The sequence below is a fragment of the Bosea sp. F3-2 genome, from assembly GCF_008253865.1.
Taxonomy (GTDB): domain Bacteria; phylum Pseudomonadota; class Alphaproteobacteria; order Rhizobiales; family Beijerinckiaceae; genus Allobosea.
The window spans coordinates 3,916,570-3,939,981 of sequence record NZ_CP042331.1; the positions used below are offsets into that span (position 1 = coordinate 3,916,570).

General features: G+C 65.9%; 16 protein-coding genes. 10 read left to right on the top strand and 6 right to left on the bottom strand.

The window, feature by feature from the left end; all coding sequences use genetic code 11:
* Positions 1 to 24: 24 nt before the first annotated feature.
* From FQV39_RS17975 to FQV39_RS17985, 3 genes are all read right to left on the bottom strand, one after another.
* Positions 25 to 2,124, bottom strand: a complete 2,100-nt coding sequence (locus tag FQV39_RS17975; protein WP_149131531.1) for a transglycosylase domain-containing protein — start codon at positions 2,122 to 2,124, stop codon at positions 25 to 27.
* Positions 2,125 to 2,448: 324 nt separating this feature from the next.
* Complete coding sequence (locus FQV39_RS17980) at positions 2,449 to 5,235, bottom strand: UPF0182 family membrane protein (protein ID WP_149131532.1); 2,787 nt, start codon at positions 5,233 to 5,235, stop codon at positions 2,449 to 2,451.
* A gap of 249 nt (positions 5,236 to 5,484) precedes the next feature.
* Positions 5,485 to 6,708 carry a cyanate transporter gene (locus tag FQV39_RS17985; protein WP_149131533.1) on the bottom strand — a complete coding sequence of 408 codons (1,224 nt, stop codon included), beginning with the start codon at positions 6,706 to 6,708 and terminating at the stop codon, positions 5,485 to 5,487.
* A 402-nt stretch (positions 6,709 to 7,110) separates the two neighbouring features.
* Between FQV39_RS17985 and FQV39_RS17990 the strand changes: the two genes are divergently transcribed.
* The 5 genes from FQV39_RS17990 (at position 7,111) to FQV39_RS18010 (ending at position 12,980) form a co-directional block, all read left to right on the top strand.
* Positions 7,111 to 7,962: a LysR family transcriptional regulator gene (locus FQV39_RS17990; RefSeq protein WP_149131534.1), complete on the top strand. Its 852-nt coding sequence runs from the start codon at positions 7,111 to 7,113 to the stop codon at positions 7,960 to 7,962.
* 125 nt (positions 7,963 to 8,087) lie between these two features.
* Complete coding sequence (locus FQV39_RS17995) at positions 8,088 to 9,692, top strand: ABC transporter substrate-binding protein (protein WP_149131535.1); 1,605 nt, start codon at positions 8,088 to 8,090, stop codon at positions 9,690 to 9,692.
* Between the two features lie 8 nt (positions 9,693 to 9,700).
* Entirely contained in the window at positions 9,701 to 10,642 is a 942-nt protein-coding gene (locus tag FQV39_RS18000; RefSeq protein ID WP_149131536.1) for an ABC transporter permease, read from the top strand.
* Positions 10,639 to 11,508: an ABC transporter permease gene (locus FQV39_RS18005; RefSeq protein WP_187639975.1), complete on the top strand. Its 870-nt coding sequence runs from the start codon at positions 10,639 to 10,641 to the stop codon at positions 11,506 to 11,508. Before FQV39_RS18000 ends, FQV39_RS18005 begins: the two co-directional genes overlap by 4 nt.
* A gap of 272 nt (positions 11,509 to 11,780) precedes the next feature.
* The gene (locus tag FQV39_RS18010; protein WP_149131537.1) at positions 11,781 to 12,980 is read left to right on the top strand and encodes an amidohydrolase family protein; all 1,200 of its coding nucleotides are present in this window, start codon (positions 11,781 to 11,783) and stop codon (positions 12,978 to 12,980) included.
* A gap of 155 nt (positions 12,981 to 13,135) precedes the next feature.
* Here FQV39_RS18010 and FQV39_RS18015 read toward each other — a convergent pair whose 3' ends face one another.
* Complete coding sequence (locus tag FQV39_RS18015; protein ID WP_149131538.1) at positions 13,136 to 13,684, bottom strand: cupin domain-containing protein; 549 nt, start codon at positions 13,682 to 13,684, stop codon at positions 13,136 to 13,138.
* 138 nt (positions 13,685 to 13,822) lie between these two features.
* Between FQV39_RS18015 and aptA the strand changes: the two genes are divergently transcribed.
* Positions 13,823 to 15,172 (top strand): omega-aminotransferase AptA, encoded by a 1,350-nt coding sequence (aptA, locus tag FQV39_RS18020; protein ID WP_149131539.1) that lies wholly within the window; start codon positions 13,823 to 13,825, stop codon positions 15,170 to 15,172.
* A gap of 169 nt (positions 15,173 to 15,341) precedes the next feature.
* Here aptA and FQV39_RS18025 read toward each other — a convergent pair whose 3' ends face one another.
* Both FQV39_RS18025 and FQV39_RS18030 read right to left on the bottom strand, forming a co-directional pair.
* On the bottom strand, positions 15,342 to 16,535 hold the full coding sequence (locus FQV39_RS18025; protein WP_149131540.1) for an amidohydrolase family protein: 1,194 nt from the start codon (positions 16,533 to 16,535) through the stop codon (positions 15,342 to 15,344).
* On the bottom strand, positions 16,532 to 17,944 hold the full coding sequence (locus FQV39_RS18030) for an amidohydrolase family protein (protein ID WP_149131541.1): 1,413 nt from the start codon (positions 17,942 to 17,944) through the stop codon (positions 16,532 to 16,534). Before FQV39_RS18030 ends, FQV39_RS18025 begins: the two co-directional genes overlap by 4 nt.
* 234 nt (positions 17,945 to 18,178) lie before the next feature.
* Between FQV39_RS18030 and FQV39_RS18035 the strand changes: the two genes are divergently transcribed.
* The 4 genes from FQV39_RS18035 to FQV39_RS18050 are packed head-to-tail and all read left to right on the top strand — an operon-like array spanning position 18,179 to position 23,346.
* Positions 18,179 to 19,744 (top strand): ABC transporter substrate-binding protein, encoded by a 1,566-nt coding sequence (locus tag FQV39_RS18035; RefSeq protein ID WP_149131542.1) that lies wholly within the window; start codon positions 18,179 to 18,181, stop codon positions 19,742 to 19,744.
* Between the two features lie 13 nt (positions 19,745 to 19,757).
* The gene (locus tag FQV39_RS18040; protein WP_187639976.1) at positions 19,758 to 20,729 is read left to right on the top strand and encodes an ABC transporter permease; all 972 of its coding nucleotides are present in this window, start codon (positions 19,758 to 19,760) and stop codon (positions 20,727 to 20,729) included.
* Complete coding sequence (locus FQV39_RS18045) at positions 20,726 to 21,643, top strand: ABC transporter permease (protein WP_149131544.1); 918 nt, start codon at positions 20,726 to 20,728, stop codon at positions 21,641 to 21,643. The genes FQV39_RS18040 and FQV39_RS18045 overlap by 4 nt, the downstream gene beginning before the upstream one ends.
* Positions 21,643 to 23,346 (top strand): dipeptide ABC transporter ATP-binding protein, encoded by a 1,704-nt coding sequence (locus tag FQV39_RS18050; protein ID WP_149131545.1) that lies wholly within the window; start codon positions 21,643 to 21,645, stop codon positions 23,344 to 23,346. The genes FQV39_RS18045 and FQV39_RS18050 overlap by 1 nt, the downstream gene beginning before the upstream one ends.
* Positions 23,347 to 23,412: the final 66 nt, after the last annotated feature.

Sequence of the window (23,412 nt, forward strand, 5' to 3'; positions counted from 1 at the left end):
GGCTCTGGGTTGAATGACGGAACCTCAGAGCCCGAACAGCCTCTCGAAGAAGTTCTTCTGGCGCTTGGCGCGCTGTCGGGGTTGGCCCCGGCCGCTTTCGCCTGCATTGGCATAGCGCGGATCCTGTCCGGCGCCAGCCACGCCCGGCAGGCCGACTGGCTTTTGATCCTTAAGGGCGATCTTCATGAAGTTGTACCAGATGTCGGTCGGCAGGTTGCCGCCAGATGCGCCCTTGGTGGGCGTGCTGTCGTCGTTGCCGAGCCAGACGCCTGCAACCAGATTGCCGGTGAAGCCCACGAACCAAGCGTCCTTGTAGTCGTTGGTGGTGCCGGTCTTGCCAGCCATGGGCCAGCCGGGCACCCGCGCCCTTTGGGCCGTGCCGATGACGAAGATGTTGTGCATCATCTCGTTCATCATGGCATCGGTGCTTGGATCGATGATTTGGTCCAGATCGCCCGACGCCGGGCGGTTGAAGATGAGCTTGCCATCCGCAGTCTTCACCTCGGTGATCACGTAAGGCACAACCGCGAAACCCCCATTGGCGAAGGTCGCATAGGCGCCGACGAGCTCAAGTGGCGTGACTTCGGAGGTGCCGAGCGCGATCGAGGGGTCGGCCTGGAGCGGAGAGGTGATGCCGAGGCGCTGTGCCGTTTGCACGACGGCCTTAGGCCCGACCTCCATGTTGAGCTTCACCGCCACTGTATTGAGGGAGAGCGCAAGAGCCTTGCGTAAGGTGATCGGCCCTCGATAGCCGCGGTCATAATTCTCCGGCTTCCAGCCGTTGATGTTGACCGGCGAATCCGTGCGCACGGTGTCGGGGCGAAGCCCCCGTTCAAGGGCCGCCAGATACACAAAGGGCTTGAAGGACGAGCCCGGCTGGCGGCGGGCGGAGGTCGCCCGGTTGAACTGGCTCGTCTCGTAGTCGCGGCCACCCACGAGAGCTGTCACAGCCCCGTCCGGCCGCATCGCCACGAAGGCGCCCTGGCTCACATTGAACTTCTGACCCTTGGCGTTGAGCTCGTCGACGAGCACCCGCTCGGCCGCCGCCTGCATGGATGGCTCGAGGGTTGTCGAGACCACGATGTCGGTGTCGATGGTGCCGACGACGTCGTCGAGCACTTCCATCACATAGTCAGCGGCATAATTGGCGGAACCGGCTCCCTTTGGGCGCACGAGCTCGGCCGGTGTGCCAAGAGCCGCCTTTGCCATGTCGAGCGTGATGAAGCCGAGCTGCTTCATGTTCGCGATCACGAGTTCGGCGCGGGCCCGCGCGGCCTCGCGGTTGCGGTTGGGTGCCAGGCGCGACGGGGACTGGACGAGGCCAGCCAGCACGGCGGCTTCCGACAGCGACACGTTGCGGGCCGACTTGCCGTAGTAGCGCTGAGCCGCCGCCTCGACACCATAGGCACCGGCGCCGAAATAGACGCGGTTGAGATAGAGTTCGAGGATCTGGTCCTTGTTGTAGTTGCGTTCCAGCCAGAGCGACAGGATCGCTTCCTGGATCTTGCGCGAAGCCGTGCGCTCCTGGGTCAGGAACAGGTTCTTCGCGAGCTGCTGGGTCAAGGTCGAGCCGCCCTGGAGGCCGCCGTCATGGGTCAGATTGCGGTAGGCTGCGCGGATGAGGCCCATCAGGTCGATGCCCCAATGGTCGTAGAAGCGCCGGTCCTCAATGGCTACGAAAGCCTTGGGCAGGCAGGGCGGTAGCTCCTCCAGGGAGACCTTGCGGCCGCCCGTCTCGCCGCGATTGGCAATAAACGAGCCGCCGCTCGCCAGGATGGCGATGTTCGGGGGCCTTTTCGGCACCGTGAGCTGATTGATCGGAGGTAGCTGCGAGGCGTAGTAGGCGACGCCGCCGCCCAAGACGATGACGCCACACAGGCAGAGCGCGAGCCCGGCATAAACCGCCGTTCTCAGGAACGAGCCGCCGCCGGCGCGTGGGGCCTTCTTGGGCTGGCGAGACCCGTCATCGCTGGTTTGAGAGGCCGGCCCGCGCGCCGTGGCCTCGCCCTCTCGATCCTCGGACGCGGGGCGAGAATTCAGCTCCTGCGCTTCCGTCGCCAGCGCGTCGACAGCCGGCTCGCGCCGGTCACATCCATTCGCCACCTGTGGTCGGCCCCCATTCATGCTGCCGATGCAATCGGGCGCTTCTGACATGGGGTCTTGGCACAACTAAGACCCGTAGCGGACATCATTTCACCGCTAGAGATCCTACGCGTGAGGGCGCTTCATCGTCGAAAGGGTGCCGCGCACGGGTTCTGGCAGAATGAGATGAGAGCTAGCTGGCCATCGAGGGGGATCGCCCCGTGGCCGCGGCGCAGATTGGAGACCGGCACACGGGCCTGCCGAAAACTCCCGATGGCCAACCCGACCCAAACGCTCACGGAAGCTGAGGCGGTGCTGGTGCGCGAGCATGTGGCCTGACTGTAGAATAACAATCGTCACTGCGGCTTAGTGGCCGGTGGGGTCTCGGTTCATGTCCTCCAAAAGCTCGCGCATTGCATCGAACTGCGTGCCGAAGCCTTTCCAATCTCCGGACTTCAATCGCTCCACGGCCTGATTGTAGCGATCGAGCGCCTCCCGTGCTTGCCTTGCCGGGGGGCTTTTCACGGGCATCCCCTCTGTCGTGCGTGAAGCTGGCGGCGCGGCACCGGATCCTATGAACAGCGCCGACAAGGCCTCGGCGAGTGTCTCCTTCATCACCACATGCTCACCATAGGCTGCGATCACACGTTTCAGCTCCGGCAGATGGCCCTGCTCGGCTCGCAAATAGAGCGGCGATACATAAAGGATCGAGTTCTCGATCGGGATCACAAGCAAGTTCGCACCGCGGATCACCCGCGAGCCCATCTGGTTCCACAGCGTGATCTGTTGGGAGATCTCGGTACTCTGATTGATCCGCGCTTCGATCTGGAACGGCCCGTAGACAAGCTTTTCCTTGGGAAATTCGTAAACGATCAGCTTGCCGTAATCGGGCCCGTCGCAGCGCGCGGCGAGCCACGCGATCATGTTGTCGCGGCGGCTGGGCACCATCGGGAGCATCAGGAAGAACTCGGCCTGAGACTCCCCGGGCAACCGCATGATGATGTAATAGGGCGCCATCATTGCGGTGCCGCCGCCACCCGGTTGGCGGGGGAATTGCCAAAGATCTTCACGGTTATAGAAAACGTCGGCCGCCTCCATATGGTAGGTTTGATACAGCCGCGCCTGAATCAGGAACAACTCCTCCGGATAGCGAATGTGCTTCTGCAAGTCTGAAGGCATGGCCGCGAACGGCTTGAACAGGCTCGGAAAGATGCGCTGGTAGGTCGCGGCAATCGGATCGCCGGGATCCATCAGGTAGAAGTCGACGGTCCCGTTATAGGCATCGACGACAACCTTCACCGAATTGCGGATGTAGTTGAGATCGATATCTTGCGCTGGCTGCGCATAAGGGAAATAGGAGCTCGTCGTGTAGGCGTCCTGCATCCAGAACATCCGCCCATTGCTGATGACCAGATAAGGATCGTGATCGAGCCTGAGAAACGGAGCGATGGTTCGGACCCGTTCCTGGATATTGCGGCGGATCATGATCCGGCTGTCGGCAGTGATGTAGCTTGAGAGAAGCAGGTTCGGGTCGTTGAAGTAGTAGGCGAATAGCATTCTGCTTGCCATCGCTCCGATCGGAATGCCGCCGGTACCGTCATAGGCGGCATAGACGTTGTCTTTCCCCTTCGGATAATCGAACTCCGGCGTGCTTCCCTTGACGATGACGTAGCTATCGCTCCCTTCTCCGTAGTAGATGCGCGGTTCGTGGATTTCGGGACCCCCGTCTGCAACGGGAGGAATATCCCGCAAATAGAGGAGCGGCAGTCCTTCAGTGCTCTTTCGGGTGACCGGGCTCATCACCGCGCCGTTGCCGTGCGTAAACAGCACGTGGCGGTTGACCCATGTCTGGGCATTCGGCGGCAGCAGAGAGGGCCGTAATTCGCGAGCCGAAAGCATCACGCTTTGGTAGGAACCGTCGAGCCAGTAGCGATCGACGTCAAGATCATGGAATTTATAGTAGGTGCGAATTTCCTGCAGCTGCGCGTAGGTATCCGACAAGGGCAGCCAGTCCCACAGCCTGATATTGTCGATTGTCGCCTTGTTGGCCTCCAGCGTGTCGCGCGACAGCTTCTGCTCGGCGGCAAACGGCTTGGCGGCGATCTGATCGAGATTATAGGCCTGCCGGGTGAGCGCGATGTTGCGTTCGATATACGGCTTCTCCAGTTGCAACTCGCTTGGTCTGACGAAAAACCGCTGGAACAGCACAGGGGCTGCGCCGGACAGCACGAAAGAGCCGAGCACGACGAGCAGGAACGCGGCGGCAGGAAGCCGGTAAGTGCGCACCCAGAGGTTTGCCCACGCCACGAACGCCGCGACGATCGAAAACCCGATCAAGAGCCACAGGCCCGGCAGGCCCAGATGGACATCCGTGTAGCTGGCGCCGACGACCACACCGTTGTCGCCATAGAGCAGCAGATAGCGGTCGAGACCATAGGACCAGGCCTTCACCGCGAAGAGAAGACCGAGCAAGGCCGAGCCGTGCGCGATCACCGTCGGCGACATCGATCGGCGCTGCACCTCGTATTCGATGTCGCCGTGCACCCAGTAGATCGTCGCGGCGAACAGCGCGCTCAAAACCAGCGTGAGCAGCATCCAGTTCTTGATGAGGATATAGGCGGGTAGCGAGAAGAGATAGAAGCCGATGTCCTTGCCGTAGAGCGGATCGTCCACGCCATAGGGCACCTGATAGTGAAACCGCAGGAAGATCCCCCAATTGCCGACCTCTGCCGCGGCGACGAGCAGCGCGAGCAAGCCCACACCGGCCGCGATAACCCAGGACCAGCGCAGTCGATCGCGCACGAGCGCGAGCAGATCGGGCGGCGGCATACTGCCGCTCGCTTGTGCCGTGAAGCCGGCGACAGATTGTATCGGCTGGCGCCGGGCAAAGCGCACTGCGAGCCATCCGTTCAGCCAAAGAATGACGGCCGTCGCGGTCCAGACAGCCAGAAAGACGACAGCTTCAGCGCCGATTGTCGTCCAAAAGACCTGCAGATAACCGATCGAGGAAAACCACAGCCAATCGACCAGCAAGTCACTCGCAAGCCCGAGCAGGATCAGGCAAACCCCAAGGGCGACGGCCGCAATGATGAGGCTGACCACGACGTTTTGCCGTGGCGCCTTTCGTCCGGATCCGGCGATCCCGATCGTCATGCTCCCATTATAGCGGAAATGCGGGCGCCTGCCGCTTGCTTCGTGATCGGGATTGGGCGTCAAGGCGGGGCGACACAAGTGCTAGAAGCTCCGTCGCCAGGGCGCGGAACGAGTGAAGCTGTTTCGCGGACTGCGAAGACAGCGCTCAGCGGCCGTCCTTGTGAGGTAGTTCGCCTCACAGATTGAGTGGAGTTGCAAAATTTGGAGCGAGACTGGGTTCCCTGAAAGTGCGCTCCGGCAGTCGTGGGCTCACGAGCGCGCGACCTCCGGGTCGCCGCCGACCGAGACGTTCATGGAGCGCGCATAGCCATGCGGGACGAAGCGCAGGGCTAAAACCGTGACCAGCGCGGCGCAGCCGAGATGCATGAGCCAGCCTGTGGCAAAGCTGCCGCTATGGTCCCGCAGGACCGCCACGATCCAGGGGGACAAACCCGCCAGCAGGAAGCCGCCGCCCTGCATCAGCGCCGAGAGCGCCCCGGCATCCGCCGGATTCTCCAGATGATCGAGCGCGACCACCATGGACAGGGCGAAGGCGCCGCCGAGCCCGGCACCGACCAGAACACTCCAGCCTATGGGTGCCAGGTTCGGCGAGAATGCGATTCCCGCAAAGCCAACGATCTGAAGACCGAGCGCGAGGATGATCCACGGGCGCCGGTCCTGGCGTCGTGCCGCCAGAGCCGGCATGGCGAGCGCCGCAGCGGCCTGACTCGTGGCCATAGCGGCTAGGAGAGTTCCGCTCGCGGCGCTGGTCCAACCAAGGGTCTGATAATACGGCGCAAGCCATGCGACGATGGACGAGTAGCCCCCGTTGACCAAGCCGAAGCACGCCATCAGGAGCCAGGTTCGCGGCCGGCGCAGTAACAAGCCCGTCCGCAAGGCGCCCGCTCGCACCGATCGCCCGCGCGGCAAGGTGAAGGCCGAGAGCAGGGCGGCGAGGAAAGCCGGCGCGGCGATCCAGGCGAGACCGGCATGCCAGCTTCCGGTCAGATCGGCGACAAGCGGCGAGGCCTGCGCCCCCAGGGCGCCTCCGCCCATCAGCATGGCCGAGTAGAGCCCCATCATGACGGCGACCTGGCGCGGGAAATGCGCCTTGATGATGCCGGGGAAGACGGCCTGCACGATCGCAACGCCGATGCCGCAGAAGGCCGCCGTCACAATCAGCGCATAGCCGTTCTCGACGACGAGACGCAGGGCCGAGGCCAGGCAGAGGACAAGAAGCGCGGCGATGATGGCCGCCCGCGCCCCCGCGACCCGCTCGACCCAGCGGCCGGCCAGGACGCAGACTCCCATCAGCACCATGGGAACGAGAGTGAAGAGCGACATAGCCCGATAGTCGAGGCCGGTCGCCTCCTGGATACGCGACGCCAGCGGCCCGATGCCGGTGAGGAACGGCCTGAGATTCAGGCCGACCAGCACGACAACGGCGAGCAGGAGCAGGCGCGACGGAGCAGGGTGAACCTTCCTGGCGCTCATGCCGGCCTGGCCTGCCTTTGCTTCCACTCGGCACAGAGATCACTGCCGGACTGCGGATGCAGCGGCATGAGAACAGCGAATGCGCGGATCGCAAAAGATCTGGGCAATTTCGCCTCCTGCAACGTCTTGCCCTGCAACGCCCCGTTCGCCGGCGCGACATGCCCGGGCCATCGCGTTGCCGCTCGCACGATACCGGTCAAACCGCATCCAGAGCACTCCGCCCCGGACCGAGCCTGACATCCCGGCGCCCAGGCCAGATACCGGCCCGAACCTAGATAGGGACGCCCGACTCCATATGAAAATTAAATATCTGGATGCACATCAATGAATCTGTGAATGATCGGCGCTCTGCTCCGCCGTCCCGGCCGGAGGTCATCTGCGGCTCCAGCTCTCCTTGCGCCCATGCTCGACCCACGTCTTCTGCGCTCCTTCGCGGCGATCGCCGATACCGGCAGCTTCACCCAGGCCGCCGAGCGGCTGAACATGACGCAATCGACCATCAGCCAGCAGCTTGCCCGGCTGGAGGATGCGGTCGGCCTCGATCTGATCGACCGCGTCGCGCGACCGGTCCGGCCAACGGCTTCGGGCGAGCGGCTGCTGGGATATGCCCGGCGCATCCTGGCGCTGCAGCAGGAAGCGGAGGCGATGCTCGGCGACCCCGCTGGCACGGCTTCGGTCCGCATCGGCGTGCCCGAGGATATCGTTACGGGGGCGATGGCGAAGGTCTTCGCCAGCTTCGCCCGGCAACATCGGGAAATCCGGCTCGACGTCTTCGCCGGCCTCAGCCGCGAACTGACCAAGCGCTACCGCGCCGGCGAGCTCGATATCGCCGTCGTCAAGGAGGCCTCTGCCAGCGCCGATCACCGCGCCACCTTCCCCGAACCCATGGCCTGGTTCGAGAGCGTCGACCCGCCCGCGAGCTGGCCGGATCCGCTGCCGCTGGTCGCCTTTCCGCCCGGCGGGCTCTATCGCGAGGCGATGTTCGAGCGGATCGAGCGGGAGCAGCGGCGTTGGTACATCGCCTTCTCGGGGAGCAGCCTCTACAACGTGCTCGTCGCGGTTGAAGCCGGGCTCGGGCTGTCGCTGTTGCCGATGGAGGCCGCGGCCGGCCGGCGCCTGCGGCCCTACGCCCCTTTCGGCAAGGAGCCCGCGATGGTGACCTCGATCTATTCCTGGGAGAAGAGCGGGCCGGTCGCCGAGCTGGTCGAGAGCATGAGCGCGGTGCTGGCCGCGCGCTTCAGCACCGGCACATAACAATGATCGCTGCGATGCATTACATTCAGAGATCAAATAATAGAAATTGGATAATTTAATTTGCGCATGCGGCATGCCGCATCATGATCACTCCCCAACAACACCAAATAACGGGGAGAGAAAAAATGAGAAGGCGCGACGTCCTGAGGCTCGCCGCACAGTCGGCGGTGTTTGCCCAATTGGCTCCGTTCTTCACGGCACCAGCCCATGCCGCCGACAAGAGGGAGCTGCGCTATATTCCGGAAGCCGACCTGAACATCCTCGACCCGGTCTGGAGCACCTCGACCATCGTCCAGGTCTATGGCCACCTGGTGTTCGACACGCTCTACGGCTTCGACAAGGACTACAACGTCCACCCGCAGATGGCGGAGGGGCATGTCGTCTCGGACGACAAGCTGCAGTGGACGATCAAGCTGCGGGACGGCCTGCAGTTCCATGACGGCCAGCCGGTCCTGGCCAAGGACTGCGTCGCCAGCATCACCCGCTGGGGCAAGCGCGACTTCATGGGCAGCGCCCTCCTGGCCGTGATCGACACGCTGACCGCCGTCGATGACCGCACGCTGCTGTTCAAGCTCAAGAAGCCGTTCCCGCTCCTGCCGATGACCCTGGCCACCAGCGGCTCGAACATGCCCGCCATCATGCCGGAGCGCCTGGCCAACACCTCCCCGAACGAGCAGATCCGCGAGAGCATCGGCAGCGGTCCCTACCGCTTCGTCAAGGCGGAATGGATCTCCGGCTCGAAGGCCGTCTTCGAGAAGTTCGCAGGCTACAAGCCCCGCAGCGACAGCTTCCCGCCCTCCTACACTGCCGGCCCGAAGATCGGGCATTTCGACCGGATCACCTGGCAGATCATCGTCGACGCCTCGACGGCCGCCGCCGCGCTCCAGGCCGGCGAGGTCGACATCATCGAGATGGTCGGGGCCGACTTCCTGCCCGTGCTGAAGACCGATCCCAATATCCAACTCCTGCCGCGCACGACGCCCAACTTCGCGATCATGCGCTTCAACCACCTGCAGCCGCCGTTCAACAACCTGGCGATCCGGCAGGCGCTGCTGAAGGCCTTCGATCAGCGGGCGATCATGGCCGGTACCTTCGGCGAGGAGAACAAGGAGTTCTGGCAGTTCGGCGTCGGCTATTTCAGCCCCGACTCGCCAATGGCGACCAATGCCGGGCTCGAAGCCTTCACCAGCCCACGCGACCTCAAGAAAGCAGCCGAGGAAATCAAGGCAGCCGGCTACAAGGGCGAGCCCGTCGTCGTTCTCGACCCGGTCGACTACCCGTGGACGCACCCCTGCACCCTGCTCGCAGCCGACACGTTGAAGAAGGTCGGGCTGAACGTCGACATCCAGGCGATGGACTGGGGCACGCTGATGCAGCGGCGCCTGAGCCAGGAGCCTCCGGGCAAGGGCGGCTGGAACGTCTTCCTGACCGCGCTCTCGGGCATGAGCAACTTCAACCCGGTCGGCCATATCGGCCTGCGCGGCAACGGCAAGGACGCCTGGGTTGGCTGGCCCACCGCGCCGCGCCTCGAGGAACTGCGCCAGCAATGGCTCGACGCGCCGGATGTCGCCACGCAGAAGAAGATCTGCGAGGACATCCAGAGGCAGGCGCTGGTCGATGTCCCCTATATCCCGCTCGGTGCCTTCGCGACCGTGAGCGGATACAGGAGCAACCTGACCGGCATCCAGTTGCAGCGGCCGCTCTTCACCACGATGCAGGCCAAGGCCTAGGCCTTCCGATGTTGTCGCATATCGCGCGCCGGCTGCTCGCATCGCTGCCGGTCATGACCTTCGTCGGCCTGTTCGTCTTCGGCCTGCTCTATCTCGCACCGGGCGATCCCGCCGCGATCATGGCCGGCGACCAGGCGACGGCGGCCGACATCGCCCGCATCCGTGTCGCGCTCAAGCTCGACGCCCCATTCCCGATCCGCTTCGGGAGCTGGGTCTGGAGCCTGCTGCACGGTGATCTCGGCCTCTCGATCTTCACCAACCAGCCCGTCGCGGCGATGATCGTGCAGCGCCTGGAGCCGACCTATCTGCTGATGCTGATGACGCTCGTCATCTCCGTGATCCTGGCCTTGCCGATCGGCGTCGTCGCCGCCTGGAAGCACAACACCGCAAGCGACCGCATGGTGATGGTCTTCGCCGTCCTGAGCTTCTCGGTGCCGTCCTTCGTCGTGGGCTATCTGCTGGCCTTCGTCTTCGGCCTGCAGCTGCGCTGGCTGCCCGTCCAGGGCTACGTGCCGCTCGCCAACGGGGTCTGGCCGGCGATCTGCAGCCTCATCCTGCCGGCGGTCGCGCTGGGCAGCGTCTATATCGGCCTGCTCGCCCGCATCACCCGCGCGACCATGCTGGAGGTGCTGGCGCAGGACTATGTCAGGACCGCGCGAGCGAAAGGCGCCGAGGAACGCAAGATCCTGTTCAAGCATGCGCTGAAGAACTGCTCGGTGCCGATCATCACCACGATCGGCAGCGGCGTCGCCCTGCTGATCGGCGGCGCCATCGTCACCGAAACCGTCTTCGCGATTCCGGGCCTCGGCCGTCTGACGGTCGATGCGATCCTGCGGCGCGACTACCCCGTCATCCAGGGCGTCATCCTGCTGTTCAGCTTCATGTACGTGCTCGTCAACCTGCTGGTCGACATGCTCTACACCGTCTTCGATCCGAGGATCCGCTATTGACCTCCATCACGTCCGATGCCGCACCGCGCGGCCGGCAGGGCCGGGCCGGGCAGCTCGCCCGGCACCCGAGCATCGCCTGCGGCGCCTTCGTCCTCGTTCTGCTGGTCCTGGTCGCGGTCCTCGCGCCCTGGCTCGGCACCAAGGATCCGACGATGGTCTCGGCCTTCGACCGCGCCAAGCCACCCGTGGCGGCCTTCTGGTTCGGCACCGACATGCTGGGCCGCGACCTCTACTCCCGCGTGCTCTACGGCACACGGGTCTCGCTCACGGTCGGCTTTGCGGTCGCGCTCGGCTCGACCGTGCTCGGCGTCCTGATCGGTGTCTTCGCCGGGTTCCTCCCGCGCTTCGACGCCTTCGTGATGCGGGTGATGGACGGCTTGATGGCGATCCCGTCGATCCTGCTCGCCATCGCCCTGATCGCGCTCAACCGCGCCTCGATCTGGAACGTCATCCTGGCGGTCACCATCGCCGAGACGCCGCGCGTCGTGCGCCTGATCCGCAGCGTCGTGCTGTTCCTGCGCGAGGAGCTCTATGTCGAGGCCGCACGCTCCTGCGGGGCGAGCATCCCCTGGCTGGTCTTCCGGCACATTCTACCCAACACCTTCGCGCCGATCGCGGTCCAGGCCACCTATATCTGCGCGGTCGCCATCCTCGCCGAAGCCGCCTTGTCCTTCATCGGCGCCGGCGTGCCGCCGAGCACGCCCTCCTGGGGCAACATCATGGCCGAGGGCCGGGCGCTCTGGCAGATCAAGCCCTACATCATCTTCTTCCCGGCGCTGTTCCTGTCGATCACCGTGCTCGCCATCAACATGCTCGGCGACGGCCTGCGCGACGCCCTCGATCCCCGCCTGCGCAAGCGCGTGTAGTTCCCGAACGCCTCCCTGGGGAGCCAAGCCCGGTGCGCCCACTCCCCGCGGCGCAACTCGCCCCGCCGCAGCGACACCGGCGGGGCGCCTTTTTATGCCGGCGGCTTCGGCAGGCGGATCAGATGATCCTGCGTGAGCTGGAGCCGCCTTTGGAAAACCGGTCGGGCGGCACCGCCTGCGGGCCACCGATCAGGATCCGCGTCGGAACCGGGTTTCCGACGCGCGCAACGTTCACGTTTGGAAGCCGGCATTCGCCGGTCTGGAAGAAGGAGATGCCCGTGTCTGAATCCCTCTTGATCCGGAACGTCCGTCCCGCCGGCGGCGCCACCACGGACATGCTGATCCGCGACGGGCGCATCGTCGCGATCGGCACTGGCGCCACTGAGGGCGACACCGTCTTCGACGCCGGCTGCCGGCTGATGATCCCCGGCCTCGTCGAGGCCCATACCCATCTCGACAAGAGCTTCTGGGGCATGGGCTGGCAGCGGCACACGGCGGGCCCGAGCCTGATCGAGAAGATCGAGACCGAGCGGCGCAACCGCCGCGAGCTCGGCATCGACGCCAACCGCCAGTCCGGCCGGCTCGTTGCCCAGATGGTCAAGATGGGCACCACCCATATCCGCAGCCATGTCGATATCGACACCGAAACCGGCCTCGCCGGGATCGAGGGCGTCATGGCCATGCGCGAGCGGCTCAAGGACGTGATCGACGTCGAGATCGTCGCCTTCGCGCAATCGGGCCTGTTGATCCGGCCGGGCACGCTCGAACTGGTCGATCGGGCGATGGCGCTCGGCGCCGAGGTCGTCGGCGGCCTCGATCCCTGCGCGGTCGACCGCGACCCGAAGGGCCATCTCGATGCGATCTTCGGCCTGGCGCAGAAATACGGCCGCCCGATCGACATCCACCTGCATGAGCGCGGCGAGATGGGCGCCTTCTCGATGGACCTCATCCTTGAGCGTGTGCGCGCGCTCGGCATGCAGGGCAAGGTCGCGATCAGCCACGCCTTCTGCCTGGGCATGCCCGACGCCGATCATGTTCGCCGGCTGATCGAGGAGCTGGCGAAGGAGCGCATCGCGCTCGTCACGACCGCCCCGGCCGCCTCGCCGGCGCCGTCGGTCATGGCCTGTGTCAAGGCCGGCGTCGTGATCAGCGGCGGCTCCGACGGCGTGCGCGACAGCTGGAATCCCTATGGCATGGGCGACATGCTGGAGCGGGCCATGCTCGTCGGCCTGCGCAACAACTTCCGCCGCGACGAGGAAATGGAGTTGGCCCTCGACGTCTGCACCCATGCCGGCGCGAAGACGATGGGCCTTGCCGATTACGGCCTGTCCGTCGGCTGCCATGCCGACCTCGTGATCCTGCCCGGCGAGACCGTGGTCGAGGCCGTCGTGGCGCGCCCCGCCGACCGCACGGTCGTCAAGCGCGGCAAGATTGTGACCCGACACGGCGAGCTGGTCCGGTCGATCGCGTAAAGCAACTTGGCTTGGAGGTGGCACCGCAGAACCGAACTGACGCTGTGCCACTTCCACTCTACAGATGTTTCACAAGCTCAATGCAGGAGCAGGCATGACATGGCGCTCCGGCGGCCGTCGGAATGCGATGGCTCCGGGGCAGATCAGATCCGGCTCTAGAAGGAGGGCGGCGAGCAGGCGCTTACGATCTCGCAGGGAACCGGGCCGACGCAGCGAAAGCGGTGAGGGCGGGTGCTTTCGAAGTAATAGGCGTCTCCCGGCCCGAGGATGCGGCGCTCTTCGCCGACAGTGAGCTCGATCCTGCCGCTGAGCACGATGCCTCCTTCCTCGCCCTCGTGCGTCAGCAGCACGCGGCCGGTATCGGCCCCCGGCTCGTAGCGTTCCTTCAGGATCTGCAGGGCACGGCCGAACAGGTTCTCGCCGATCTGGCGGAACGAGATGCCGCCCTTGCCGATCTCCACCAATTCCTCCGCCTGATAGAACACCTGGCGCGGCTTTTCCGGTTCGAAGGAAAAGAATTCCGACAGGCTGATCGGGATGCCGTCGAGGATGCGCTTCAGCACACCGACCGACGGGTTCACCTCGTTCGCCTCGATCAGCGAGATCGACGAGTTGGTCACGCCGGCCTGCTTCGCGAGCGCGCGCTGGGACAGGCCGCGCTGCATCCGGACATATCTGAGGCGCGCTCCGACATCGATGTTCATCCAGGCCGTTCCTGCTGTTCGATATCATGAACATAATTCAATCGAGGCATTATTTTACAGTACCTTGCATGAAAATTGAAACAGACTTGTTCACCCAGAGAAAACATGCGCACTGATGGACGACAAAGGGAGGCCGTCATGACCGTCAACACCAAGCCGTCCACGCTGCAGAACACCCGATCGCTCGACGGCTTCTGGATGCCGTTCACCGCCAACCGGCAGTTTAAGAAGGCGCCACGCCTTCTCGCCAGTGCGAGCGGAATGCACTACGCCACCGAGGACGGCCGCAAGGTGCTCGACGGCACGGCCGGGCTCTGGTGCGTCAACGCCGGCCACAGCCGCCGCCAGATCAGCGAGGCGGTCTCACGGCAGATTACCGAGCTCGACTTCGCTCCCGCCTTCCAGATGGGCCACCCCATCGTCTTCGACTTTGCCGAGCGGCTCGCGGCGCTCGCACCGGGCGAGGGGGCCGATCGGCTGGACCGCGTCTTCTTCACCGGCTCCGGGTCGGAATCCGTCGACACCGCGCTCAAGATCGCGGTGGCCTATCAGCGGGCCATTGGGCAGGGGACGCGGACGCGGCTGATCGGCCGCGAGCGCGGTTACCACGGCGTCGGTTTCGGTGGCATCTCGGTGGGCGGCCTGGTGAACAACCGACGCGTCTTCCCGCAGCTGCCGGGCAGTGATCATCTTCGCCATACCCATGACCTCGCGCGCAACGCCTTCACCAAGGGGCAGCCCGAACACGGGGCCGAGCTGGCCGACGATCTGGAGAGGCTGGTCGCCCTGCACGGCGCCGAGACCATCGCAGCCGTGATCGTCGAGCCGATGGCGGGATCGACCGGCGTGCTGCTGCCGCCCAAGGGCTATCTGCAGCGGCTGCGCGAGATCGCGACGCGCCATGGCATCCTGCTGATCTTCGATGAGGTCATCACCGGCTTTGGCCGGCTGGGAGCGCCTTTCGCCGCCGACTATTTCGGCGTGGTTCCGGACATCATGACCACCGCGAAGGGGCTGACCAACGGCGCGGTGCCGATGGGCGCAGTCTTCGCCAGCCGAAAAGTGCATGATGGGCTGATGACCGGGCCGGAGGCCGCGATCGAGCTGTTCCACGGCTACACCTATTCGGGCCATCCGGTCGCCTGCGCCGCCGGTCTCGCCACGCTCGACATCTACGCAGCGGAAGGGTTGCTGACCCGGGCGGCGACGCTGGCCTCCGCCTGGCAGGAGGCCGTGCATTCGTTGCGGGATGCCCCGCACGTGATCGACATCCGCAACATGGGGCTGGTCGCCGGCATCGAGCTCGCCTCGCGCGACGGCGCGGTGGGCGCCAGGGCCTACGAGGCGTTCGTCGACTGCTTCGAGAAGGGGCTCCTGATCCGCGTCACCGGCGACATCATCGCACTCTCGCCGCCGTTGATCGTCGAGGGGGCGCAGATCGACGAGATGGTCGAAACCCTGCGCGGCGCTCTGAAGCGCCTGGCCTGAGGCGGCCGGCGCCCTGAGCAGGCCCGCGAATGAATGGTCCGCCAGATGGCCTGCGATGTCGCCGGCATGTCGATGTGGCGCACGCCGTAGGCCGCGAGGGCTTCACGCGGCAGAGGTTGGCCCATCTGCTGGGGCCCGGTGGTGAGCTGCTTTCCTCAGCCTGCAGCGCTTACGGCGCCGAGACGCCAACGGGGGTGCCATCGCGGGCGACGATCCTGCCGCCTTTGACCACGAGCCTGCGCAACGGCAGATCCGCGACGGCCTCGGCCACCGTCTCGGCATCGACCAGCACGAGATCGGCCTTGCAGCCGGGAGCCAGACCGTAATCCGGCAAGGCGAGCGCCTTCGCGCCGAGCGTGGTGCAGACCTCGAGCGCGAATTCCAGATCCTCATCGCGGGAGAAGCCGTTGCGCTGACCGATCAGCGCGGCGCGCTCCAGCATGTCGCCACGGCCATAGGGGCTCCAGGTGCCGCGCGGCCCGTCGCAGCCGCCACAGACGAGCACGCCAGCCTCATGCAGCCGCTTGATCCGCGGCGCCGGGAAGCCGGCGGGGCCCGCCGTCATCACCGCGATGCCGGCCTCGGCGAGACCGGCGACGAGCGCATCGTGCCGGGCCGGCTCGATCATGCCGAGGCAGTAGGCGTGGCTGATCAGCACGCGCCCTTGCAGGCCGAGCGCGCGGGTACGCTCGATGATCAGCTCCATGGAGAAGGCCCCGAGCTCGCCGAGCTCATGCAGGTGGATGTCGATCGGCTTGCCGAAGCGCTCGGCCATGCCGAAGATCGCGTCGAGATGCCTGACCGGATCGCGGTCGATCTCGGCCGGGTCGAGACCACCGACGATGTCGGCTCCCATCCGCAGCGCTTCCTCCATGAGCGCGACCGTGCCCTCACGGATCAGCATGCCGCTTTGCGGGAAGGCGACGATCTGGATGTCGACCACGTCGCGATAAGTCTCGCGAGTCGCCAGCACGCCGGCGATGCTGGCAGTGCCGATCTCGGTGTCGACATCGACATGGCTGCGGATCGCGGTGACGCCGAGCGCCAGCGTCTGCACCAGCTGGCGCGCCGATTGGCGGGCGGGATCGATGCCGAGGCGCTTCTTTTCGCGCCGATCCGTCTCGATGCGGTCGCTGCGACGCGGGCCATTCTCGTTGCGCCACCAGGGCATGCCGATCAGGTTCTTGTCGAGATGGGTGTGAGCCTCGACCAGGCCCGGCAGCATCAATCTGCCACCGCCATCGACCGTCTCGATGCCGTCCGGGACCGGCTGGCCGGCGGCGGCGAAGCGCCCGTCCAGAATCAGGATGTCGGCGGCGCTGCCGCCCATCGGACGCACATTCTTCAGGAGGAGGGAGGTCATTGCAGCAGGCCTTCGCTGAGGAGAGGGAACCGGTCGGCGAGGCCGGCGCGCGCGATCATGGTCGCGTAGGCACTGGACGCCTCGCGCAGCACCGAGGCGGGGTCGGCGCTGAGCACTTTCCTGTCCCGCATCAGCACCCGGCCAGCGACGACGACGCTGGCGACATCGGCGCCATTGGCGAAGCGCGTCAGCCGCTGGACCGGCTCGACAGGCGGCCATAGATGCGGTTTCGCCCAGTCGACGACGATGACGTCGGCGCGCTTGCCCGGTTCGAGCGAGCCGATCTCGTCCGCGAGACCCAGCGCCCGCGCGCCCTCGATCGTCGCCATTTCCAGCACCTGCCAGGGCGGCAGCAGCGCATCGTCACGGAAATGCGTCGCATGATAGCGGTGAGCGTGGAACATGGCGCGGAATAGGTCGAAGGGCCGGTCCGGCGCCGGCGCATCCGAACCGAGCCCGACGGTGACGCCTTCCGCCGCCAGTTCCGGCGCGGGACAGCGGCCGAACACCGACATGAGCGCGCTCGGATTATGGGCGATCGCCGCCCCCGAGGACCGCAGCGCCGCGCGATCGGCCTCGGTCAGGTCGATCGCATGGGCGAAGACCGCGTGGCGGGGGCCGAGCCCCACGGTCGCGGCGGCCGCCGCCAACGTGCCATCGCGATGACCGTCCTGCACCAGCAGCGCGCCCGTCTCCTCCGCCAGCCGATGCGCAGCGCGGCTGAGCGCAGCCGGCGCTTCCTCGCCCACGACAGTGAGGTCCGCGGCGGAAAACACCGGCAGCGAGACGGCAAGCCGCAGAGTCCCGCCGGCATCTCCCCCACGGGTCTCGATCAGCCTGCGGGCGACAGCAAGCTGCTCGCGCGGCGAGACCGGAATCTCGCGGCACTTGGAGCCGTTCCACGCAAGGTACTGCGCCGGCCCGTCGGGCCGGTTGGGGCCGACGGCCAGAACCTCGGCGACGCCGATCGAGCGCACGCCGTCGAGATGTGCCTCGGCCGCCTCCGGCGTCTCCGTGCGCATGATATCGGGGCCACCGCCCATCAGCAGCGCGGCCGTCGTCGTACCGCACATCAGCCGCTCCAGCGCCGAAAGCCGCGCCTCGGCATGCCAGAAGGCGGCGTCGGTCGCCCGGGCGTAGATTCGGCCGGCGATGTCCATCCACTCGCCCGCCGCCGACCCCAATCCCTTGGTCAGGCCGTGGCCGGCATGGGCATGGGCGTCGACGAGGCCGGGCAGGATCAGGCCACCGCGCGCATCCAGGCGGACCAGCCCCTCCCGCTCCGGCGCCGGGCCGGCCCCGACCGCGATGATGCGATCGTCCTTAATCAGGACATGGCCGTTTGCGATCATCCCCCGTCGCACCATCGGGAGCACGATTCCGTTCTCGATCGTCAACCAGCCGGGCATCGATTTCTGCCTTCTTTGTCCGCATCTAAATCGCATACAAAAAATTGCTTATCAGTATGCGATCTTACTGGCTTCGCGCCAAGGTTCTGCGCCCTGTTTTTTTGCTACGCCTATGCCGATTAAGGCGCACGCCTCGTATTTTGGCGGTGAGATGACTCATTGAACAAATTATCGTATACAATCTTGCCGAGTTTCGGTATGCATAAGACATTCACGCAAAGTGAGGGGACAATAATGAAACGCGGTCTGATGGCGCTCGCTGGCGCCCTTGCGGTCCTGATGGTGCAATCCGCCGGTGCGCAGACGCTGCGCTGGTCCGCCCCCGGGGACGTGGTCTCCTTCGACCCGAACGCCCAGCTCGACAGCTTCACGCAGAACATCCAGCTCATGGTCTACGACACGCTGGTGCGCCGTAACCGCAAGCTTGAGATCGAGCCGGGACTGGCGACATCCTGGGAGGTCGTCGAGCCGACGCGCTGGCGCTTCAAATTGCGTCCCGGCGTCAAGTTCCACGATGGCGAGCGCTTCACCGCCGACGACGTCGTCACGACGGTGATGCGCACGATCGACCCGGATTCCCGCAACAAGGGCAATCTCGCGACGGTGGTGAAGGCCGAGAAGGTCGACGACATGACCGTCGACCTCGTGCTGAGCGGGCCTTATCCGCTGCTGCTCAACGACCTCACCGGCATCTTCGTGATGAGCAAGGGCTGGCTCGAGAAGAACCATGCTCTGAAGCCGGGCAACACCTCGACCGGCGTCACCACTTTCGCCTCGACCCACGCCAACGGCACCGGCCCGTTCAAGCTCGAAAGCTACGCGCCGGATTCGAAGACCGTGATGACGGTCAATGACGGCTGGTGGGACAAGCCCGAGCACAATCTCAAGCGCATCGAGTTCCGGCCGATCAAGTCGGATGCCACCCGCGTCGCCGCGCTGCTTTCCGGCGAGATCGACATGATCTCCTCGCTGCCGCTCCAGGACGTGCCGCGGGTCACCGGGACGCAGGGCTTCAAGGTCGTCGAGGACCCGTCGCTCCGGCTGATCTTCCTCGGCTTCAACTGGCGGCCTGAACTCTTCGCCGAACCCGGCAAGAAGAACCCGCTGCTCGACGTCAAGGTGCGCCAGGCGCTTTGGCACGCCGTCGATCTCGACGCCATCCAGAAGCGGATCATGCGCGGCAAGTCGCGCAACACCGGCACGATGGTGGCGCCGCCGGTGCCGGGCTATGTGGCGGATATCGACAAGCCGCTGGCCTTCGACCTGGCGCTGTCGAAGAAGCTCCTGACCGAGGCCGGCTATCCGAACGGCTTCAAGACCGGCCTGTCCTGCACCAATGACCGCTATATCGCCGACGAGCAGCTCTGCCTCGCCATCGCCGGGATGTGGACCAAGGCCGGTCTCCAGGTCGAGGTGAAGACCGAGAGCAAGGCGACCTATTTCCCGCGTCAGGATCGCGGCGAGCTCGATGTCTGGATGCTGGGCTGGGCGACGCTGCCGCAGATGGACGGCTTCAGCGTGCTCTCGGGCATCTTCGCTTCGCGCAAGGACGGCTATGGCGGCTCCAATGCCGGGGGCATGGTCGTTCCGGCGCTGGACGATCTGGCCCGCAAGGCCGCCGTCGAGCTCGACGAAACCAAGCGCCGCGCCATGATGGGCGAAGCCTTCAGGATCGCCAAGGATCAGGCGCTCTTCATCCCGCTGCACCGGCAGCCGCTGGCCTGGGCGATGAAGACGAATGTCGACGTGCCGCAGTTCCCGGACGAGTACGTCCGCCCCTGGTTCGCCAAAGTCAACTGAGCGAGGTAGCGCCGTGATCGCCTCCATCGGCTCGCGCCTCGGACAGGCCGTCCTCGTCATGCTCGCGGTGACGGCCATCGCCTTCGTGATGTTCCGCTATGTCGGCGATCCGGTCGCGATGATGTCGCGTGAGGATGCGAGCCCGGCCGAGAAGGCGCAGTTGCGCGCCTCGCTTGGGCTCGACCGGCCGGTGCTGGTCCAGTACGGCGACTTTCTCGGCCGCACGCTCAAGGGCGATCTCGGCATCTCCTTCCGCAATCAGCGCCCGGTGGTCGATCTTCTCGCCGAGCGGCTGCCGGCGACGCTCGAGCTGGTGATCGTGGCGACGATCCTGTCACTCTCGGTCGGCATTCCTCTCGGCGTCTATTGCGCGCTCAAACCGGACGGCGCACTGGCGCGAGCGATCCAGACACTCTCGCTGGTCGGGATCTCGATGCCGACCTTCGTCACCGGAATCGGCCTGATCCTGATCTTCGCGGTGACGCTGCGCTGGCTGCCCTCCTTCGGGCGCGGCGACGTCGTGCAGATCGGCGGCTGGTCGACCGGCTTCCTGACGCGCTCCGGCCTGCTCTCGCTGCTCCTGCCTTCGGTGACGCTGGCGCTCTATCAGCTGACGCTGATCATGCGGCTGGTGCGGGCCGAGATGATCGACGTGCTCTCTTCCGACTACATCCGCTTCGCCCGGGCGCGAGGACTGCCTCCCCGCTACATCAATTTCCGCCTGGCGCTGCGCAATGCGCTGATGCCGGTGGTGACGGTGACGGGCCTGCAGATCGGCTCGCTGATCGCCTTCGCCATCGTCACCGAGACGGTGTTCCAGTGGCCGGGCATGGGCCTGCTCTTCATCCAGGCCGTCAGCTTCGCCGATGTGCCGGTGATGGCGGCCTATCTGCTCTTCGTCGGCTTTCTCTTCGTCGTCATCAACATGGTGGTCGACCTCACCTATACCTTGATCGATCCGCGCCTGAGGACGCGCCGCGCATGAGCCTCGTCGCTCCCTCCCCGCCGGCCGCTCGCTGGCGGCGGCTGCAGATGCCGATCTCTGTGATGATCGGGCTCGCCATCGTCGTGGTGATGCTCGCGGTCGCGCTGCTGGCGCCTTGGCTCGCTCCAACGGACCCGACCAATGTCGCGAGCTTCGACCTGATGAATGCGGAGCTGCCGCCGGCCTTCATGGCCGAGGGCGTTGCGCAGCACTGGCTCGGCACCGACAACCAGGGCCGCGACCTGTTCTCGGCGATCCTCTACGGCATGCGCGTCTCGATCGCGATCGGCGGCGGCGCGGTGCTGGTGGCGGCGAGCCTCGGCGTGGTGCTCGGCCTGCTCGCCGGCTATTTCGGCGGCTGGGTCGACATCCTGATCATGCGCGTCGGCGACGTCATCCTCAGCCTGCCGACCATTCTGCTCGCGCTGCTGGTCAGCGGCATCGCCCGCACGATCTTTCCGGAAGCGGGAACCGCGCAATGGGCGCCGCTGATCCTGATCGGTGCCATCGCCATTCATGAATGGGTGCAATATGCGCGCACCGTGCGCGCCGCCACCATGGTCGAGGCCTCGAAGGACTATGTCCGCGCCGCACGCGTCATCGGCCTGCCGCCGCGGCGTATCATCATGCGCCACATCCTGCCGAACGTGATGAGCCCGGTGATGGTGATCGCAACGATCAACCTCGCCGCCGCCGTGCTGACCGAGGCGACGCTATCCTTCCTCGGCGTCGGCATGCCGCCGACCTATCCCTCGCTCGGCACGCTGATCCGCATTGGCAATGAATTCGTTTTCTCGGGCATCTGGTGGATCGCGGTCTTCCCGGCCGTGACGCTGGTGGTGCTGGTGCTGGCGGTCAACATCGTCGGCGACTGGCTGCGCGACCGCTTCAACCCGAAACTGAAGGGGCGCTGATGCAGCCCGCCGCGCTCGCCATCACCGATCTCACCGTCGACTACCCGCTCGCGGACGGCTCGGTCATCACTGCCGTCAGCGGCGTGAATCTCTCGGTCGCACCTGGCGAAATCCATGCGCTGGTCGGGGAGTCCGGAGCGGGCAAGACCACGATCGGCAATGCGCTGATGGGGCTGCTGCAGGCACCCGGGCGAGTCGCGAAAGGCCGGATCGAGATCGGCGGCAAGCCGGTCGACATCCGCACCGGACGCACCGAGGGCATCGTGCAGGGCCGTGACGTCGGCGCGATCTTTCAGGACCCGATGACCTCGCTGAACCCGCTCTTCACGGTGGAGAGCCAGCTCGGTGAGACGATGCGGCATCATCTCGGCATCGGCCGCGCGGAGGCACGCAAGCGCTCGCTGGCGCTGCTGCGCGCCGTCGGCATCCCCGAGCCGGAACGGAGGCTGAAATCCTATCCGCATCAGCTTTCCGGTGGGCAGCGCCAGCGCGTGGTCATCGCCGCGGCGCTGTGCTGCGATCCCAAGCTGATCGTCGCCGACGAGCCGACCACCGCACTCGACGTTTCGGTGCAGGCGCAGATCCTCAAGCTGATCCGCGGGCTCGCCGACGAGCGTGGCGTCGGCATCCTGCTGGTCACCCATAATATGGGCGTCGTCGCGGAGGTGGCCGACCGGGTCACCATCATGCTGAAGGGCAAGGTGGTGGAGAGCGGGCCGGTGGCGCAGGTGCTCGGCGCGCCGCAGCACCCCTATGCCCGGGCTCTGATCGGGGCCGTTCCGCGCATCGACGTCAAGCTGCCGCGCCTGCCGGTGCCGGCGCAGGAGAGCGCAGGCGCCGCCGCAGCGCGAGAGCAGGTGCGCGCCCGCATGGGCGCCGGCAACGAGGCCCAGGCGGGGGCGCTGTCTGTCGACGATCTCGTCGTCGAATACGGCGCTCGCGGCTGGCTGCCCGGCACGAACTCGCGCGTGTTCAGGGCGGTGAAGGGCGTCTCCTTCAATGTGCAGCCCGGCGAGATCTTCGGTCTTGTCGGCGAATCCGGCTGCGGCAAGACGACGGTCGCCAATACCATCGCCGGCCTCGCGCGGTCGACCTCCGGCTCGGTCACGCTCGGCGGGCAGCCGATCGGCGCCAAGCGGCGCGGCGCGGCGCGCAGGGCGCTGCAGATGGTGTTCCAGGACCCCTATTCGGCGCTCAATCCACGCCTGCGCGTCACGACCGCCATCGCCGAGCCGGTCGCCTTCTACCATCTCGCCGCCACGAAGGCCGAGGCGGTGGAGGATGCGGCGCTGCTGCTCGAGGCGGTCGGTCTCGACAGGGCCGCCGGCGCGCGCTTCCCGCACGCCTTCTCGGGCGGCCAGCGCCAGCGCATCGCCATCGCGCGTGCGCTCGCGCCTCGGCCGCGCTTCCTCGTCTGCGACGAACCGACCTCTTCGCTCGACGTCTCCGTGCAGGCCCAGATCCTCAACCTGCTCAAGGATCTGCGCGATCTCGCCGGGCTGTCCATCCTGTTCATCAGCCACGATCTCGCCGTGGTCCGGCAGATGTGCGACCGCATCGCCGTCATGAAGAGCGGCGAGATCGTCGAGCAGGCACCGACCGAAGAGCTCTTCGCCGCGCCCACCCATCCCTATACGCGGGAACTGCTCTCGCTCGTCCCCTCGCTCGACAAGATCGCGCGGGATCCGGTGGCCCTCGGCTGAACCACCGTCTGAGGCCGGTATCTCGATCGGGGGGTTCGGCTGAAGGCGCTGCCGGCGAGCGTCGAC